Genomic DNA, 16,791 nt, shown 5'->3' on the forward strand with positions numbered 1-16,791 from the left:
CTCAACCTCGACCACGTCGGCGTCACCGACAACTTCTTCGACCTCGGCGGCCACTCCCTCCTCGCCACCCAAGCCATCACCCGCATCCGCGCCGCATTCACCACCGACACCGGCGTCGCCGCCCTGTTCGACCACCCCACCGTCGGTGAACTGGCCGCCGTCATCGACACCGGCACGGCGAGCGAGGCTCCGCCGCCGATCGTGCCGGTCTCACGCGAACGGAAACTGCCGCTGTCGTTCGCCCAGCAACGCCTGTGGTTCCTCGACCAACTCCACCCCGGATCGAGCGAATACAACATCTCCACCCCGATCCACCTGCCCGAGCGACTGGACGTCCCCGCCCTCCGCGCGGCGCTCGACACCCTGCTCGAACGACACGAGGTGCTGCGCACCCGCCTGATCGCCGACGACGACGGCGTTCCCTGGCAGGTCATCGACCCGCCCACCCGGTTCGACCTGCCCGTGGTGGACGTGACGGGCCATGACCACCCACAGGAGGCGGCCCGCGCCTGGATCGCCGCCGACGCCGCCACACCGTTCGATCTGGCCACCGGGCCGCTGATCCGCGCCACCCTGCTGCGCCTAACCGACGACGAGCACGTCCTCGCCCTGTGCATGCACCACATCGTGTCCGACGAATGGTCAGCCAAGATCTTCTTCCAGGAACTGACCACGCTTTACGAGGCATACCGCGACGACCGGCCCAACCCCTTGCCGGAACTGCCCATCCAATACGCCGACTTCGCCGTCTGGCAGCACGACTGGCTCACCGGACCAGTCCTGGACGAACAGCTCGGCTACTGGCGGAACCAACTGGCCGACCCCCCGGTCCTGGAGCTCCCCACCGACCGCCCCCGGCCCCCCGTACGCTCCACCACCGGAGCGGCCATCAGCTTTCAGCTCAACCCTGAGATCACGGCCCGGCTCCGGGAACTGTCCCGAAAGCAGTCGGCCACGATGTTCATGACGCTGGCGACCGCCTACACCGTCCTGCTGAACAAGTACACCGGCCAGGACGATGTGCTTGTCGGAACTCGGGTGGCCAACCGCAACCACGGTCAGACCGAGGCCCTCATCGGCTTCTTCGTCAACACCCTCGCCCTACGGGCCGACCTTTCCGGCGACCCCACCTTCACCGAGTTGCTGGCCCGGGTACGCGCCACCGCCCTGGACGCCTACACCCACCAAGACCTGCCCTTCGAACAACTCGTCGACGAGCTCGGGATCACCCGCGACCGCTCCCGCACCCCGCTCTTCCAGACGCTCTTCAGCTACACCACGGAAGATCCGCGTACTGACGGCACGCGCGCCCAGGCCGGCGAGGAGCTGCGGCACCAGGACGGGATCGTCGCCAGGTTCGACCTGCGACTGATCTTTATCGAGAACGGCGACGCGCTGAGCGGGGTGGTGGAATACAGCACCGCCCTGTTCGACCGGCCGACCGTCGAGCGGCTGATCGGTCACCTCACGTGCCTGCTCGGCGCGGTCTCCGACGAGTCCGGCCGGTCCCTGTCGGCCCTGCCGATCCTCACCCTGGACGAGCACGAGCGGATCCTCGACCAGAGCAGCGGCCCCGCCACCGGCCCGCTTCCCGCCAGCGGCGTCCACGAGCTGATCGCCGCACGGGCGGCGGCCCAGCCCGGCGCGGCCGCGGTCGTCGACGGTGGCGCCACCCTGACGTACGCGGATCTCGACGCGCGTGCCAACCGGCTCGCCCATCATCTGCGGGCGATGGGCGCCGGCCCGGAGACCGTCATCGGTCTGTGCCTGCCACCGGGGGCCGACGTCGTCACCGCCGTCCTCGGGATCTGGAAGGCCGGGGCGGTCTACCTACCCCTCGACCCCGCTCATCCAGCGGAACGGCTGGCCTACCTGCTCGCGGACAGCGGCGCGGCCGTTCTCGTCACTGTGGGCGCCCTCGGCGGACTGGGCGGCGGGCGCGTCCCCGTCCTCGTGCTCGACGACCCCGCGACACAGGCCGGGCTCGCCGCCCGGCCGGACACGGCTCCCGAGGTGGCCGTCAACCCGGAGCAGGGGGCCTATCTCATCTACACCAGCGGCTCAACCGGGCGCCCGAAGGGCGTCACCGTGACACACCGCAACCTCGTCAACTATCTGGAGGTCGCGCCGTCGCGGATCCACCTCGGGGATCCCGGCGCCAGGTACGCCCTGCTGCAACCCGCGGTCACCGACTTCGGCAACACGATCATCTACACCTGCCTGACCACGGGCGGCACCCTGCACCTTCCCGACCCGGCCGTCGCCACCGACGGCGACCGGGTGGCCGCCTACCTGGCCGACCACCACATCGACTACCTCAAGATCGTCCCTTCGCACCTCGCGGCCCTCACCCACTCCGTCGCCGCCGATCGGCTCCTCCCCGAGCGGACGCTGATTCTCGGTGGCGAGGCCACCACCCCGGCACAGCTCGCCCACCTGCGCGCCCACCTGACCACCCAGCGCCTGGTCAACCACTACGGCCCCACCGAGACCACGATCGGGACGATCACGGCGGACCTCACCACCGCCCCATCCCCGGCCTCCCCCGGCCAGGCCGTGCCCATCGGCACCCCGCTGCCGAACACCGCCGCGTACGTGCTGGACGCCCACCTCGCCCCCGTGCCGGACGGGGTGCCGGGCGACCTCTACATCGCCGGACCGGGGCTGGCCCGCGGCTACCGCGGCCGCTTCGCGATGACCGCCGAGCGCTTTGTCGCCAATCCCTTCGGACAGGACGGCGAACGGTTCTACCGGACGGGCGACCGCGCCCGGCGGCGGCCCGACGGGCAGATCGAGTTCCTGGGCCGGGCAGACCACCAGATCAAGCTCCGCGGCCACCGAATCGAACCCGCCGAAATCGAACAGGCCCTCACCGACATCGCCGGAGTCGGCGCCGCTCTGGTCACGCTCCACGAGCAGCGCCTGGTCGCCTATCTCGTCCCCGCCGGGGAGCTTCCCACGGTGAGCGAACTGCGCGACCACCTGCGGGCGAGTCTGCCCGACCACATGGTCCCGTCGGCGTTCGTCGAGCTGAACGCGTTCCCCAGGACCGCGAACGGCAAGGTCGACCGGACCGCCCTGCCCGCGCCCGACGACGGCCGCCCCGACCTCGCCGACGCCTACCAGGCGCCGTCCACCGAGGCGGAGGAGTCCCTCGCGGGCATCTGGGCCGACGTGCTCGGCCTCGACCGGGTCGGTGTCCGCGACGACTTCTTCACGCTGGGCGGGCACTCCCTGCTCGCCGTCAAGGCCGTCAGCCGCATGCGGGCGACGGGGTACGACATCGGGCTCGGCGACCTGTTCGACCACCCGACGATCGCAGAACTGACACGGCTGACGACGGTGTCGCCCGAGGCGATGCCGGAGCGCGAATTCATGGTCAGGATCCGCTGGGGGACGCGGACACCGGCGATCTTCGGCGTCCACTCCGTCACCGGCGCGGCCGGCGACCTCGCCGGTCTTGCTCGGCATCTCACCGCGGGACAGCAGTTCTACGGCCTGCAGGCGCGCGGCCTGGACGGCGAGAGGACACCGCTGGAGAGCGTCGGCGAGATGGCCGAGGCGTACCTCGACGAGGTCGTGGCCGTGCAGGAGCAAGGTCCCTACCTGTTCGCCGCCTGGTCCATGGGCGGGTACGTCGCCATCGAGATGGCTCGGCGGGCGGCGGCGCGGGGCCTGGAAGTCGGCGGCGTCTTCCTCGCCGGCCCGCCGCTGCACGGCAGCCGCCGCGGCGTCGACAAGGCCAGGGACGACAGGCGGCTGCGGACGCTGATGCGCCACATCGACACCGCGATCGCGGCGCCCCAGGGGACCCGCCTGACCCCGGCTCAGGAGGAAAGGCTGTTGCAGCTGTGGCCGGCGCCGGGCGACCTGGCCGACGGCCTGCGCGCGGGTGACAAGCAGGCGTTGCGCGTCGCCCGGGTGGTGGTCGCCAACTCAGTCGCCGTCCTCCATCACCGAGGGCGCGGCCTGACCGGCCGGGGCGCCAAGCCGTACGAGGGACGGGTGGTGCTGTTCGTGCCGCAGGACGACCCTCAGGAGATCCAGGTCGAACTGCTGGAGCAGTGGCGGTCGATGCTGCGCGACGAGCCAGAGATCTTGTACGTGCCCGGAACGCACGAGGCAGTGGTGCGCGACGAAGGCGCCGCACGAGTCGGCGCCCGGCTTCGCGAGGAGATCGCCCGCTGCGAGCGGGCCCGGGACACCGGCCGATAAGGAGCCCAGAACTATGAAGATCAGCCTGTCCTATTTCGCGGCGACCGAAAGAGAGAAGGCCGGCTCGGCCTACCGGGTGCTGCTCGACAGCGCACGGCTTGCGGACGAGGCGGGGCTGGAAGCGGTGTGGGTGCCCGAGCGACACTTCTCCGAGTTCGGCTCCCCCTACCCGAACCCGTCCGTCGTCGGCGCGGCGGTCGCGGCCGTCACCCGCAGGATCGGCGTCCGGGCCGGCAGCGTCGTGCTGCCACTGCACCACCCGGCCCGGGTGGCCGAGGAATGGGCGGTGGTGGACCAGCTGTCCGGCGGGCGGGTGGGCGTCTCGTTCGCCTCCGGATGGCACGGCACCGACTTCGTGCTGTCCCGGCACGACGTGGACGATCGCAGGCGGGTCATGGCGGAGGGGATCGACGTGGTCCGGGCGCTGTGGCGCGGCGAGACCCGGACGTTCGCCGACGTGGCGGGACGCGAGTTCGAGGTGCGGACGATGCCGCAGCCGGTGCAGCCGGAGCTGCCGACGTGGGTGACCGCGGGCGGGTCACCGGGGACGTTCGAGCTCGCCGGGACGCTGGGCGCGGGCGTGCTGACGCACCTGCTCGGGCAACGGCCGGAGGACCTGGCCCAGAACGTCGCGGCCTACCGCAAGGCGTGGGAGGCCCGCGGCGGAGGCGGGCGCGGGCACGTGACGCTGATGCTCCACACGCACATCCTCGACGGTCTGCGGGCGTCGGCCGAGCGCGCCCGCGTGGAGCTCGCCCGCTATCTCGGCGTGTCGATGGACCTGATCCAGGCGAACGCGGCCGACGCCAACGGTTCGGCGACGCTCAGGTCGCTGAGCGAGACCGACCGGGACGCGGTCGTCCGGCAGGGCGTGACGCGGTTCGGCCAGCTAGGACTCGTTTGCACCGCCGCCGAGCTCCCCGAGCGGCTGGCGACCGTGAGCTCGTGGGACGTGGACGAAGTCGCCTGCCTCATCGACTTCGGCTTCGACCACGAGTCGATCATGCGGAGCCTCGACGACCTGCTCACCACCCTGGCCTAAGGAGAGATTGCGATGGCTATCGACGCCAAGCAGGAGCTGCTGCGCCGCCGACTGCGCGGGGAGACGGCCGCGGCCGCGGTCCGCAGGCCGGCCGTGCGCCCGGACGGGCCGGTGCCGTTGTCGTCGGCGCAGCGCCGTCTGTGGTTCCTGGACCAGCTGGAGCCGGGCTCGACCGAGTACGCGATGCCGATGCCTTTGCGGCTGCACGGCCCCCTCGACGAGGCCGCGCTGACCTCCGCCTTGGACGCGTTGCTGGCCAGACACGAGGTGCTGCGGACCCGCCTGGTGTCCACCGACGGCGTGGCCCACCAGGTGATCGACCCACCCGGTGGGTTCGCCCTGTCCCGGCTGGACGTGTCGAGCCTGCCGGACCCGTACGCGGCTGCGGTGGGGACGGTCGAGGCCGACGCGGTCGCTCCGTTCGACCTGGCCACCGGCCCGCTGATCCGCGGCACACTGATCCGGCTGGCGCCGCAGGACCACGTGCTCGCGCTCAACCTCCACCACGTGGTCTGCGACGAGTGGTCGATCGGCATCCTCAAGCGTGAGCTGACCGCGCTGTACAACGCCTTCCGGGAGGGCAAACCCTCGCCGCTGTCCCCGCTGCCCGCGCAGTACGCCGACTTCGCGTTCTGGCAGCGGGACTGGATGGACGGTGAGCCGGCCGCGGCCGGCCTGGCCTACTGGCGGGACCACCTGTCGGGGGCGCCGAACCTGGACCTGCCCACGGACCGGCCACGACCGCCGGTCCGCACACCGGCCGGGGGCGCGGTCGAATTCACCGTCCCGGCCGCCACGGTCGAGCGCCTGCGGGCGATCTCGCGGACCGGCGAGGCGACACTCTTCATGACGCTGTTCAGCGCGTACGCCGTGCTGCTGGGCCGCTACTGCGGCCAGGAGGACGTGGTGGCCGGCACGCCGATCGCCAACCGGGGCCGGGCGGAGACGCAGGACCTCGTCGGGCTGTTCCTCAACATGCTCGTGTTCCGCGCGGACCTGTCGGGCGACCCCGGCTTCGCCGAGCTGGTGAGCCGGGTGCGGACCATGGCGCTCGCGGCCTACGACCACCAGGACGTACCGTTCGAGAGCGTCGTGGACGCGCTCGTCCCCACCCGCGACCGGTCGCGCACCCCGCTGTTCCAGGTGGTGTTCTCCTACAACAGGAGCGACCCGGCCGGGCTGGACCTCGACGAGGTGAGCATCGGCGGGCTCGAACTGGACGACACGACGGCCAAGTTCGACCTGACGCTGATGTTCATCGAGGGCGAGCAGAATCTGACGGGCCGCTTCGAATATGCCGCGGACCTGTTCGACCACGCCACGATCGAGCGGATGGCCGGGCACATGGCGGCCCTGCTCGACGCCGTGGCCGAGACGCCGGAGGCGCCGCTGTCGCAGGTCACCATGGTGACCGCGGACGAGCGGCGGCTGCTGCTGCACGCCGCCGGCGAGGCCGACGCGCCGCCGGCCACCGCCGGGATCCACCGGCAGATCGCGGCCCACGCCGCCGCCCGTCCGGACGCGGTCGCCGTGGTGTCCGGCGGCGACGCCCTGACGTACGCCGAGCTCGACGCGCGGGCGGGCCGGCTCGCCGGGAGGCTGCGCGAGCTCGGAGTGGACCGCGAGACAAGGGTCGGGCTGTGCCTGCGCCGCGGGATCGACCTGGTCGTGGCGATGCTGGCGGTGTGGCGGGCGGGCGGCGCCTACGTGCCCTTGGATCCCGAGTTCCCGGCAGACCGCCTCGCGTACATGCTGGCCGACAGCGGCGCCCCCGTTCTGGTGACCGAGCGCGCGGCGGCCGCGGACCTGGGCAAGCACGTGCCCGTGACCGTCTGGCTCGACGACGGCGTCGGCGACGGGCCGTCCGCCGACGTGGCGGCCGAGCCGGGTCAGGCGGCGTACGTGATCTACACCTCGGGGTCGACCGGACGCCCGAAGGGCGTGGTGGTGTCGCACGGCAACCTGGCCAACTTCCTCGGCTCCATGGCCGAGCGGCCGGGAATGGCCGCGTCCGACGTGCTGCTCGCGGTCACCACGCCGGGCTTCGACATCGCTGGGCTGGAGCTGTTCCTGCCGCTGGTGTCCGGAGCCCGGGTGGTGGTGGCCGACCACGACACCACGCGGTCGCCCGAGGCGCTGGCGGACCTGGTCGAGCGGTGCGGCGCGACGATGCTGCAGGCGACCCCCGCCACCTGGCACATGCTTGTGCAGAGCGGCTGGGCGGGCGCGCCGGGGCTGCGCGCGCTATGCGGCGGTGAGGCGCTGCCGGACGAGCTGGCCGCCGCCGTCCTGGAGCGGACCGCGGAGCTGTGGAACCTGTACGGCCCGACCGAGACCACGATCTGGTCGACACGGCAGGAGGTCCGCCCGGGCGCCGACATCACACTGGGCCGGCCGATCGCACGCACCCGCCTGTACGTCCTGGACGCGCAGCTTGGCCTGGTGCCGGTCGGCATGCCGGGCGACCTGTACATCGGCGGTGAGGGGCTGGCCCGCGGATACCACGGCCGGGCAGCCCTCACGGCCGAGCGGTTCGTGGCCGACCCGTTCGGCGCTGCCGGGGCGCGCCTGTACCGCTCGGGTGACCGGGCCCGGTGGCGGCCGGACGGGCAGCTCGACTTCCTCGGACGCGCCGACCACCAGATCAAGCTGCGCGGCTTCCGCATCGAGCCCGGCGAGATCGAGCACGCGCTGACCGCGCACCCGGCCGTCGCCGGCGCCGTGGTGGCCGTGCACGGCGACGGCCAGGACCGCCGGCTCGTCGCCCACCTCGTGCCCGCCGACCAGGTACGGGGCATCCCGGCGGTCGCCGAGCTGCGCCGCTTCCTGCGCGAGTCCCTGCCCGACTACATGATCCCCGCCGTGTTCACCGAGCTGGCGGCCTTCCCGCGTACGCCGAACGGCAAGCTCGACCGGGCCGCGCTGCTTGAGCCCGACATCCGCCACGTCGACCCCGCGTCCTGCCACACCGCTCCGGCCACCGCGACGGAGGAGGTCATCGCGGGGGTGTGGGCGCAGGTGCTCGGTCTGCCGCGGGTCGGCGTGACCAGCAACTTCTTCGAGCTGGGCGGGCACTCCCTGGCCGCCGCCCAGGTGGTGTCCCGGCTGCGCGAGGCGTTCCAGTGCGAGCTGCAGCTGGCGGCACTGTTCGACCATCCCACCATCCGCGACCTGGGCGTGCTGGTCGACGCCGCCACCTCGGGCGTGCTCACCCCGCCGATCCTCCCGGTGGACCGCGGAGGAGAGCTGCCGCTGTCGTCCGCACAGCAGCGGATGTGGTTCCTCGACCAGCTCGACCCGGGCTCGGCCGAGTACAACGTGGCGGTCGGCTACCTCCTGCGCGGCACGCTCGACGTGGAGGCGCTGCGCCGAGCCCTGGAGGCGGTGGTGGAGCGGCACGAGGTGCTGCGGACCCGGCTGGTGGCCGTCGACGGCGTCGCCCGGCAGGTCGTCGACCCGCCCGCGCCGTTCCCGCTGCGCACGGCCGACCTGTCCGGCGAGGCCCGCCCGTCGGCGCGCGCAGAGGAGCTGTTTCGCGTCGAGGCGGGCACGCCCTTCGATTTGTCGACGGGGCCGCTGCTGCGGGCCCGGCTGTTCCGCCTCGGCCCCGACGAGCACCTGCTCGGTCTGGTCACCCACCACGTGGTGTCCGACGACTGGTCGGCCGACATCTTCCACGACGAACTGGCCACCCTCTACTCCGCCTTCCGGGACGGCCGCCCCTCGCCGCTTCAGCCGCTGCAGGTGCAGTACGCCGACTACGCGGCCTGGCAGCGCACCTGGCTGACCAGCGACGTCCTGCGCGGCCAGCTCGACTACTGGAGGGCGCAGCTGGCCGGGGCGCCCGTCCTCGACCTGCCCACCGACAGGCCCCGCCCCGCCGTCCGCTCCTCCGCGGGCGAGCAGGTCGAGCTGCGCGTGCCGGGCGCGGTGCTGGAAGGGCTGCGCGGGGTCGCCCAGGCGAACGGCGTCACGACGTTCATGGCCCTCCTGTCCGCCGTGACCGTCCTGCTCGGCCGGTACGCGGGCCAGGACGACGTGGTCGTCGGCACGCCCATCGCCAACCGCGGCAGGGCGGAGACCGACGGCCTCATCGGCTTCTTCCTCAACACGCTCGTGCTGCGCTCCGACCTGTCCGGCGACCCCACCTTCGCCGGCCTGTTGCGCCGGGTGCGCGACACCGCACTGGCCGCGTACGCCCACCAGGACCTGCCATTCGAGCAGCTCGTGGACGACCTCCAGCCGGTGCGCGACCGCAGCAGGCATCCGCTATTCCAGGTGATGGTCAGCCACGGCAGGTCCGGCGCGGGAGCCGGCTTCGACGGGCTGGCGTCCGAACGGCTGGCCGCTCCCCTGACGTCGTCCCGGTTCGACCTCACGATCGCCTTCTCCGAGGGCGACGCCGACCTCCACTGCTTCCTCAACTACAGCACCGCTCTGTTCGACCGCTCCACCGTCGAACGTCTTGGCGGGCACCTGGTGGAGCTGCTGGCCGCGCTAGCGGACGAACCCGGGCAGCACCTGTCCGGGCTGCCCCTCCTCACCGGCGAGGAGCGCCGCCTGCTCGCCGAGTGGAACCAGACCGACATGCCTGTGGCCGAGGTGCCTGCCGCCGAACTCGTCGCCGCGCGGGCCGCCGCCCGCCCGGACGCGGTCGCGGTGGCCCACGACGGCCGGTCTCTGACGTACGGCGAGCTGGACCGGCGGGCGAACCGGCTCGCGCACCACCTGCTGCACCTGGGCGCGGGCCCGGAGACCGTGGTGGGCCTACATCTGGAGCGCGGCATCGGGATGGTCGTCGCCATGCTGGCCGCGTGGAAGGCCGGGGCCGCCTACCTGCCGCTGGACCCCGGCTATCCCGCCGAGCGGCTCGCGTACATGCTCGCCGACAGCCAGGCGGAGATCCTGATCAGTGAGGACGGCACGGTCCCCGCCGGCCACCTGGCGGCGACGGTACGGCTGGACGATCCCCTGATCGAGAAGTGCCCTTCCACGGCGCCCGGCATCCGCGTGCCAGCGGACCAGACCGCGTACCTCATCTACACGTCCGGCTCCACCGGACGGCCCAAGGGGGTGCAGGTCACCCATCGGGGCCTGACCAACCTGGTCACCGTCATGCGCCCGATCCTGCGCATCGACGAGGACTCGTCCGTGCTGCAGTTCGCCTCCGTCAGCTTCGACGCGGCCGTCTGGGAGATCGCCATCGCACTGGCTGCGGGCGCCAGGGTGGTCGTCGCCACGCCGGAGCAGCGCGCGGAGCCGGAGCGGCTGGCCGCCCTGATGCGCGCGCACGGCGTCGGCGTCGCCACCTTGCCGCCGTCCCTGCTCGCCGGCGTGGACCCGGCCGACCTGCCCCGGCTCTCGACGCTGGTCAGCGCGGGCGAGCGCCTCGACCCCGGGCTGGCCGGCGCGTGGTCGCCGCACCACCGGCTGCTCAACGCCTACGGCCCGACCGAGACCACCGTCTGCGCCAGCGTCGCCACCGTCACCGGCGACGACGCGCCCATCGGATCGGCCATCCCCAACACCCAGGTCCACGTCCTGGACGCGTATCTCAACCCGCTGCCCGTGGGCGTTCCGGGTGACCTGTACGTCGGCGGGGTCCAGATCGCTCGGGGCTACCGGGGGCGGCCCGCGCTGACCGCCGAGCGTTTCGTCGCCGACCCCTTCGCCGGCGACGGCTCCCGCCTCTACCGCACGGGCGACCGGGCACGCCGGCGTGCCGACGGGCAGGTCGAGTTCCTCGGCCGCGCCGACCACCAGATCAAGCTCCGCGGCCACCGGATCGAACCCGCCGAGGTCGAACACGCCCTCACCGAGATCGCCGGGGTCGGCGCCGCGCTCGTGACCGCCGACCAGGACGGCCGAAGGCTGCTGGCCTACCTCGTCCCCTCCGACCCCGCCGACGGGGTCCCCGCCACCCAGGATCTTCGCGCGCGGCTGCGGCACACGCTGCCCGAGTACATGATCCCGGCCGTGTTCACCGAGCTCACCGCCTTTCCGCTCACGCCGAACGGCAAGCTCGACCGCGCCGCCCTTCCTGCCCCGGACGGCCCACGGCCTGGCGCGGACAGCACCTACCGGCCGCCCGCCACGCCCGTGGAGACCTCGCTGGCGGAAATCTGGGCCGATCTGCTCAACGTCGAGCGGGTGGGGGTCGAGGACAACTTCTTCGACCTCGGCGGCGACTCGATCGTCAGCATCCAGGCGGTGGCGCGGGCCCGCGCGCTCGGCATGCACTTCACCCCGGCCCAACTGTTCGAGCATCAAACCATCGCCGCGCTCGCCCCGCGAGTGACCGACCGCTCCCTGACCGACGCCGAGCAGGGCGTGGTCACCGGCGAGTTCCCGCTCACACCCATCCAGCGGTGGTTCTTCGCCAAGGAACTGCCCTACCCCGAGCACTTCACTCAGTCCGTCCTGCTCGAGACCGCCACCCCGGTCGACTCGGACACACTGCGGACCGCCGTGGCCGCGGTGATCGAGCATCATGACGCGCTACGCGCCCGTTACGTGCGTTACGGCGACCAGTGGGCGGGCCGGAACGTGGGTGCCGAGGCCGAGGCGCGGCTGTGGGTCAGCCGCATCGAGGACCTGGACGAGCAGGTGAGGGTGGTCCAGTCCAGCCTCGACCTGGAGCATGGTCCGCTGGCCCGGTTCGTCCTGTTCGACCGGGGTGAGCGGGGCCAGTTGCTGCTCGTCGTCGTCCACCACCTGGCCGTCGACAGCGTGTCCTGGGGCATCCTGATCGAGGACCTCGAGATCGCGTACGGCCAGGCCGAGCGTGGTGAGATGATCCGGCTGGCGCCGAAGACCACGTCCTTCAAGCGCTGGGCGGAGCGGCTGACCGAACTGGCGCAAACGCCGGAGATCGCCGCCGAGGCCGCCCATTGGCGGGCGCAGGCGGCCGTTCCGCGTGCGCTGCCTCGCGACCGCGACGGCGCCAACACCTCCGACTCGGCCAAGAGGACGGCGGTGACGCTGAGCGCGGAGCGCACGGCGCAACTGCTGCACGACGTGCCGCCCGTCTTCCGCACCCAGGTGAACGACGCGCTCCTGACCGCGCTCGGTGCCGCGCTGACGGAGTGGACGGGCGAAAACGAGGTGCTGGTCGACCTGGAGGGTCACGGGCGCGAGGACATCGGCCCGGGCACCGACGTCTCCCGCACCGTGGGGTGGTTCACCTCACTCCATCCGGTGGCGCTGAGCCGGGTCACCGACCTCGGGGCGGCGCTGCGCCACACCAAGGAGCACCTGCGCGCGGTTCCCCGGCACGGGCTGGGGCACGGCCTGCTGCTCCAGGACGGCGGGGTACTCGCGGGCTCCTCCCCCGAGGTCAGTTTCAACTACTTCGGCCAGACCTCGGTGGAGGGCGCGGCCGGGGGCCGATTCCGGCCCAGTGACGTGCCCGTCGCCCCGCCCCCCTCCACAGGCGGCGAGCGTTCCCACCTCATCGAGATCAACGGGTTCCTCGCCGAGGGGCGGCTCACCTTCGTCTGGACGTACTCCGACCAGATCCATGAGGAGGCGACCGTCGCGGGGGTCGCGCGCCGTTTCACCGAGGTCCTGGAAGAGTTGATCGACCACTGCCTCCTCCCCGGTGTCGGCGGGCGCACGCCGTCGGACTTCCCGCTGGCCGGGCTGGACCAGGCGGCGCTCGACCGCGTGCAGGCGACGACCAAGACCGTCATCGACGACATCTATACCTTGACCGCGCTCCAGCAGGGCATGCTGTTCCACACCCGGATGGCCCCCTCCTCGGGCGTCTACTGGGTGCAGAACGGAATGCTCCTGGAGGGCGCGCTCGACCTGGACGCGCTCCGGCGTGCCTGGGAACTGGTCTTCGAGCGCCACCCGGTGCTGCGCACCACGGTCGTCTGGGACGACCTCCCCGCACCGCTGTCGGTCGTCTCGCGGTCCGTCCCGGTACCGCTCGAGGTGATCGATCACACCGCCCTGGAGCCGGCCGCGCAGGAGGCGGCCATGGCCGAGTTCCTGGCCGTCGACCGCGCTCTCGGCGCGGACTTCAGCCAGCCGACCTTGGTGCGGATCACGGTCGTGCGGCTGGGCGAGCGACGGCACCGGCTTCTGTGGTCCTACCACCACCTGATCCTGGACGGGTGGAGCGTGCCCATCGTCCTGGGAGACCTGCTGGAGGCGTACCGGGCGTACCGCACGGGTGCGGAGCCGGCGGCGGCCCCGGCGCGCCGCGCCTTCCGGGAACACGTGGCCTGGGCGGCCGGGCAGGACCTCGGTGCGGCGGAGGCGTTCTGGCGCGCCCGCCTGCACGGGCTCACCGCCCCCACGTCTCCCGAGCTGCCGGGCGGCGGCGGCTGGCAGGAGTGGCGCGACGTGGTGGTGAAGCCGACGATCGAGGCGTCCGCCGCGCTCGCCGAACTCGCCCGCCGGCATCGGCTCACCATGAACACGATGGTCCAGGGGGCATGGGCGCTGCTGCTGTCGCGGTACAGCGGCGAGGACGACATCGTCTTCGGGGCGACCACCTCCGGCCGGGGCGACCAGGTCGACGGCGTGGAGTCGATGGTCGGCCTGCTGATCAACACGGTCCCGGTGCGGATCACTGTGGACCCCACGCAACGTGTGACGCCGTGGCTGCGGCGCATCCAGAAGGAGCAGGCCGAGGCGCGCGATTTCGAGCACACCCCGCTCGTCCAGATCAAGGCGTGGAGTGAGATCCCCGCGGGACAACCGCTGTTCGAGTCGCTGTTCGTCTTCGAGAGCTACCCGACCGAGGGGCTGGACCAGGAGATCTCCGGCCTGCATCTGGCCGACAACTTCTCCCGAGAGCAGTCCGACCCCCCCCTCATCGCCGTCGTCTCCCCGCAGCCCGAGCTGTCCGTCCGGCTGGTCTTCGACCGCTCCCGGTACGGCGACGAAGCGATCAGACGTCTGGGCGACCACCTGGTGGAGGTACTGACGGCGATCGCGGACGACCCCGGCCGGCGGCTCGGCGAACTGCCGGTCCTCTCAGCGGAGGACCGGGAACGGGTCGCCGCCGTCAACGACACCGGCTCAGGCCTTCCTGCCGGAACGCTCTCCGAGCTGGTCGCGGCGAGGGCCGCCGCGCAGCCCGGCCTCCCCGCGGTGAGCATGGGGAACCAGACCGTGTCGTACGGCACGCTCGACGACCGCGCCAACCGGCTCGCCCATCGGCTGCGTGCCCTCGGGGTGCGGGAGGAGACCGTCGTCGGGATCTTGCTGCCCCGCGGCACGGACTTCGTCGTCGCGCTGCTGGCCGTGTGGAAGGCGGGCGGCGCCTACGTTCCCCTGGACCCGGACTACCCCGAGGAGCGGCTCGGTTACCTGCTCTCCGACAGCCACGCGAGCATCCTCATCACCACATACGACCTTGAGACCGGAGTCCCGCGGGTCGACCCGAACGACCCCGCCCTGGACGCGCTGCCGTCCACAGCGCCGCCCGTCGCCCTGCATCCTGACCAGGCCGCGTACTTGATCTACACGTCCGGCTCCACCGGCCTGCCGAAGGGCGTCGTCGTCAGTCATCGCAACCTCTTGGGCGTGATCCTCGCCGAGCGCGACGACATGAACGTCACGAGCGACGACGTCACGCTCCAACTCGTGTCGTACGGCTTCGACGTCGCCGGGAGTGAGATCTTCCCGGCGCTGGTCGGGGGCGCGCACATCGTGGTGGCCGACGCCGCCACCCGGACCTCACCGCCCGACCTGCAACGACTCCTGCTGGAGCGGAACGTCACCATCGCCCACATCCCCCCGAGCATCCTGGGGGCACTCGACCCCGCCGGCCTGCCCGCCCTACGCGTGCTCGCCACGGGAGGCGAGCCGTGCCCACCGGACGTGGCCCGCGCCTGGTCGGCGGGCCGCCGCTTCGTCAATGCGTACGGCCCGACGGAGACCACCATCTGTGCCGTCAATGCGGCCGACCCCGACTGCGACGGGCCGCTGCCCATCGGGGTCCCGATCCCCAACGCCCGCGTGTACGTGTTGAACCGGCACCTCGAGCCCGTCCCGACCGGGGTGCCCGGGGAGCTCTACATCTCCGGCGTCGGACTCGCCCGCGGTTACCACGACCGGCCCGCGCTGACCGCCGAACGCTTCGTCGCCGATCCGTTCGGCGACGACGGCGGGCGGCTGTACCGGACCGGCGACCTGGTGCGCCGGCGGCCCGACGGGCAACTGGACTTCCTCGGCCGCACCGACCACCAGATCAAGCTCCGGGGCCACCGCATCGAACCCGCCGAAATCGAGCAGGCGCTGTCGGCGCATCCAGCCATCGCCGCCGCTCTGGTCACCGTGCACGAGCAGCGTCTGGTCGCGTACCTCGTCGGGTCCGACGGTGAGATCCCACCCACGACCGACCTGCGGAGACTTCTACGGGAGAGCCTCCCCGAGCACATGATCCCCGCGACGTACGTCGAACTGGCCGCCTTCCCCCTCACCCGCAACGGCAAGATCGACAGGGCGGCGCTGCCCGCTCCGGACGACGCCCGTTCCGAGGACTACCAGGCTCCCGGCACGGTGACGGAGGAGGTGCTGGCGGGGATCTGGGCCGACCTCCTGAACGTGGACCGGGTCGGGGCGACGGACGACTTCTTCGAGCTGGGCGGGCATTCTCTGCTCGCCACGCAGGCCGTCAGCCGCATCCGGACGGTGTTCGCCACCGAAGTGAGCCTGTCCGTGCTGTTCCATCACCCGACGATCTCCAAACTCGCCGCTTTCATCGACGCGGCGGAGGCCACCGAGGCCCCGCCGCCTATCGTCCCCGTGCCACGGGATCGGCCGCTGCCGTTGTCGTTCGCGCAGCGACGGCTGTGGTTCCTCGACCAGCTCGAACCCGGATCGGCCGAGTACGTCATCCCCTCCCCTATCCCCTTGACCGGGGAACTGGACGTGGCCGCTCTCCGGGCGGCCCTGGACGCCCTGATCGAGCGGCATGAGGTGCTGCGCACCCGTCTGGTCGCTGATCAGGACGGCGTGCCCTGGCAGGTCATCGATCCGCCGGCGCCGTTCGACCTGCCGCTGGTGGATCTGTCGCGGGAGGACGATCCGGGTACGGTGGCCCGCGCGTGGGTGGCTCAGGACGCGACGCAGCCGTTCGATCTGATCACCGGGCCGCTGATCCGCGGCAGCCTGCTGCGGCTCGCCGATGACCGGCACGTGCTGGCACTCTGCGTCCATCACGTGGTCTCGGACGAGTGGTCCGCCAAGATCTTCCTACGCGAGCTGGTGGAACTCTACGAAGCCTCCCGAGACGGGCGGCCCAACCCCCTGCCGCCACTAGCGGTGCAATACGCCGACTTCGCCGTCTGGCAACGCGACTGGCTCACCGGACCGGTCCTTGAGGAACAGCTCGGCTACTGGCGGAACCAACTGGCCGACCCGCCCGTACTGGAACTGCCGACCGACCACCCCCGGCCCCCGGTGCGCTCCACCACCGGGGCATCCGTCACCTTCCGCCTCGACCCGCAGGTGACAGCCGGGTTGCGGCAGTTGTCGCAACGCCACTCGGCGACGATGTTCATGACGATGCTGGC

Annotated in this window: 3 protein-coding genes; all 3 read left to right on the forward strand. The window is 72.0% G+C overall.

Translation table 11 applies throughout. From position 1 onward, the window contains the following. On the forward strand, nt 1-4,215 hold a 4,215-nt coding region (locus ABZ860_RS42405; protein WP_357232385.1), incomplete at its 5' end, for an amino acid adenylation domain-containing protein. 13 nt (nt 4,216-4,228) lie between these two features. Further along, the gene (locus tag ABZ860_RS42410) at nt 4,229-5,257 is read left to right on the forward strand and encodes a MupA/Atu3671 family FMN-dependent luciferase-like monooxygenase (RefSeq protein WP_357232388.1); all 1,029 of its coding nucleotides are present in this window, start codon (nt 4,229-4,231) and stop codon (nt 5,255-5,257) included. 12 nt (nt 5,258-5,269) lie between these two features. Continuing rightward, a partial coding sequence (locus ABZ860_RS42415; protein ID WP_357232391.1) for an amino acid adenylation domain-containing protein occupies nt 5,270-16,791 on the forward strand: 11,522 nt, incomplete at its 3' end.

The organism is Microbispora sp. NPDC046973, assembly GCF_040644495.1.
In the GTDB taxonomy this organism is placed as follows: domain Bacteria; phylum Actinomycetota; class Actinomycetes; order Streptosporangiales; family Streptosporangiaceae; genus Microbispora.